This window comes from Roseateles sp. GW821-FHT09B06, assembly GCF_059418245.1.
Genome location: NZ_JBWKPM010000018.1, coordinates 93,699 through 96,522, shown reverse-complemented (window position 1 = coordinate 96,522; position 2,824 = coordinate 93,699). Strand labels below are relative to the sequence as shown.

The window sequence follows — 2,824 nt, the reverse complement described above, 5'->3', positions numbered from 1 at the left end:
CCGCAGGACACCGCGATCACCTCCGTGACCACGCCCTTCTCCTTCAGGCGCACGGCCTCTTCGACGGCGATCTCGTCGAAGGGGTTCATCGACATCTTGACGTTCGCGATGTCCACACCGCTGCCGTCGGATTTCACGCGGACCTTGACGTTGTAGTCGACCACGCGCTTGACAGGAACCAATACCTTCATCGAAGTACTCCAGGGCAATTGACGTTAACGTTAATCAGATTCTACGGGTGCCGGCGGCGGCCCTTGAGTCACCCAGGTGGCACAGGGCCCAAAAATAGCACGATCGTTCTATTTTAACCACGAAGGCGGGGCTCGCATCCGCTGCGGCTAGACTCGCGGCCGCCATGAATCGCACCATTCCCACGACGCAGCCCTGCATCGGCGTCTTCGACTCCGGCGTCGGCGGCCTGACCGTGCTGCGCGAACTGCACCGGCAACTGCCCGGCGTGCCGCTGCGCTATATCGCAGACACCGCCCATGCCCCTTACGGCGAACGCAGTGCCGACTACATCATCGAGCGCAGCCTGCGCCTGGCCGGCCATCTGGTGGACCGGGGCGCATGCGTGCTGGTGGTGGCCTGCAACACCGCCACGGCCCATGCGATCGCCGCGCTGCGCGCGCGCTGGCCCAGGCTGCCGATCGTCGGCACCGAGCCGGGCATCAAGCCCGCCGTGGCGGCAAGCCCGACCGGCCGCATCGGCGTGCTGGCCACGCCGGCCACGATCGCGAGCGCGCGCTACCGCGACCTGATCGCTCGCCATGCCGGCACGGCCCAGGTGCTCAGCCAGCCCTGCCCCGGCCTGGTCGACCTGATCGAGCAGGGCGATCTGCAGGCGTCCGCCGTGGCCACGCTGACCCATGAACTGTGCGCACCGCTGCGCGCGGCCGAGGTCGACACGGTGCTGATGGGCTGCACCCATTACCCACTGGTTCAGGCTCAGTTGCAGCAGGCCCTGGGCGAGGGCGTGCAACTGCTCCACATCGAGACGGCGGTGGCCCAGCAGGCGGCGCGCCTGTGGCGCGCGCTGGGCATTCCGGACAACCCCGGCGCGTCCATGCACCTCGCCACCACCGGCGATGCGGCCGTGCTGCAGCGCTTTATCGCCAACGCGCTGGGCTGGCGGGACATCGAGGTCGAGGCCCTGCCCGCGCCTTGAAATGCCGTCTCAGGCTGCGTGCGCGGCGGCGATGCCGCGCCGCATGTCGATGCCGCGCAGGATCAGCCAGCCCAGCACGAAGAAGCTGCCGGTGCTGAGAATGGCCAGGCGGTGGTTGCCATCGGTCATCCAGGTGACCAGCCCATAGGTCAGCGGGCCGATGATGGCCGCCAGGCGCGTGGCAAAGGTCCACAGGCCGTAGAACTCGGCCAGGCAGGTCGGCGGCGCGAAGCTGCCGGCCAGCGCGCGACCGCAGGACTGGCTGGAACCCATGCACAGGCCAGCGATCACCGCGGCGATCCAGAACACCACAGGCGTCGTGGCCGCATAGGCCAACACGACCATCGCCATCCAGCCGACCAGGGTGTAGGCCAGCGCGCGCTGGTGGCCGACGCGATCCTCGAAATAGCCAAAACCGAAGGCGCCCAGCGCCGAGGCGATGTTGACCAGGAACACCAGAGCCATGATCTGCGCCTGCTTGAAGCCCAGGGCCTGCTCGGCATAGACGGCCGCCAGCGCGATCACCACCGCGATGCCGGCCTGATAGCTGGTACCGCAGGCCAGCAGGCGCAGGAAGTCCGGATAGGCCTGGGCGCGCCGCCAGGAGGCCGACAGCTGCTGCAGGCCGCCGCGCCTGCGCTGCCGCGCCTGCGGGCCGTCTGGCTGCGCACGCGCGCGCTCGCGCAGCAATAGGAAGGTCGGCAGCGCGGCCAGCGCGTACAGCGCCGCCGTGATCATCATCGTCACCGGCACGAACTCGGTGGCAGGCAGCCCCCGCGCCTGCGCGTGCAGCACATAGGCCAGCGACAAGCCCAGCGACAGCATGCCGCCGCAATAGCCGAAGGCCCAGCCCCAGCCGGAGACGCGCCCCAGCGCATCGCGCTTGGCAAGCTCCGGCAGGAAGGCCGCGATCAGCGATTCACCGTAGGAATAGCAGGTGTTTGACAGCACGACGGCGATGGCGGCACCCCAGATCTCGCCACGCCCCGCCAGCGCCAGACCGATGGTTGCGATCACGCAGCCGGCGGTGCTGAAGGCCAGCAGGCGCTTCTTGGCGGCGTGGGCGTCGGCATAGGCCCCGAGCGCCGGCATCGTCAGCATCACGATCAGGCTGGACAGCGCGATCAGGCAGGTCCACAACAAGGTGGCCGAGGGGCGGCCCTCGGCGACGACGCCGACGAAATAGGCGTTGTAGACGGCGGTCAGCACCACCGTCGTGTAGCCCGAGTTGGCGAAGTCGTACATCGACCAGCCGAACAGCTCGCGCTTCCTGACACCCTCGTTCAGCAAGCCTTGCGTCGCTATCAATCCCATCGCGGACCTTTGTTGTCATTGGCCAGCGCGGAAGATGGTGCCCGGGACCGGACTCGAACCGGTACGCCCCGTCAAGGGCCGCGGATTTTAAGTCCGCTGCGTCTACCAATTTCACCACCCGGGCGGCGCTGAAGCGTGCGCATTATCTCTGCGCCGGCGCACCGCCGGAGAGCACAAAGAAAAAGGGAAGTCCGCAGACTTCCCCTTTGAGTTTGGAGCGGGTAACGAGGCTCGAACTCGTGACCTCAACCTTGGCAAGGTTGCGCTCTACCAACTGAGCTACACCCGCATTTCGCCCGACGCTTGGTGACGTCGAGCCCGGCGCGAACCGGTTTTTTGGAG

The 2,824-nt window shown here is 67.5% G+C and carries 3 protein-coding genes and 2 tRNA genes; 1 reads left to right on the top strand and 4 read right to left on the bottom strand.

Annotated elements, in window-relative coordinates:
* Positions 1-191: electron transfer flavoprotein subunit beta/FixA family protein (locus AC07OQ_RS16235; protein ID WP_495054159.1), on the bottom strand; the 191-nt coding region annotated here is incomplete at its 3' end.
* A 164-nt stretch (positions 192-355) separates the two neighbouring features.
* Here AC07OQ_RS16235 and murI point away from each other — a divergent pair.
* Entirely contained in the window at positions 356-1,168 is an 813-nt protein-coding gene (gene murI, locus AC07OQ_RS16230) for a glutamate racemase (RefSeq protein WP_495054158.1), read from the top strand.
* A 9-nt stretch (positions 1,169-1,177) separates the two neighbouring features.
* On the opposite strand, the gene AC07OQ_RS16225 is transcribed toward murI, so the two are convergent.
* The 3 genes from AC07OQ_RS16225 to AC07OQ_RS16215 form a co-directional block, all read right to left on the bottom strand.
* Entirely contained in the window at positions 1,178-2,482 is a 1,305-nt protein-coding gene (locus AC07OQ_RS16225; RefSeq protein WP_495054157.1) for an MFS transporter, read from the bottom strand.
* A 35-nt stretch (positions 2,483-2,517) separates the two neighbouring features.
* Positions 2,518-2,606, bottom strand: a tRNA-Leu gene (locus AC07OQ_RS16220).
* Positions 2,607-2,695: 89 nt separating this feature from the next.
* Positions 2,696-2,771 (bottom strand) — tRNA-Gly (locus AC07OQ_RS16215).
* Between the last annotated feature and the right edge of the window lie 53 nt (positions 2,772-2,824).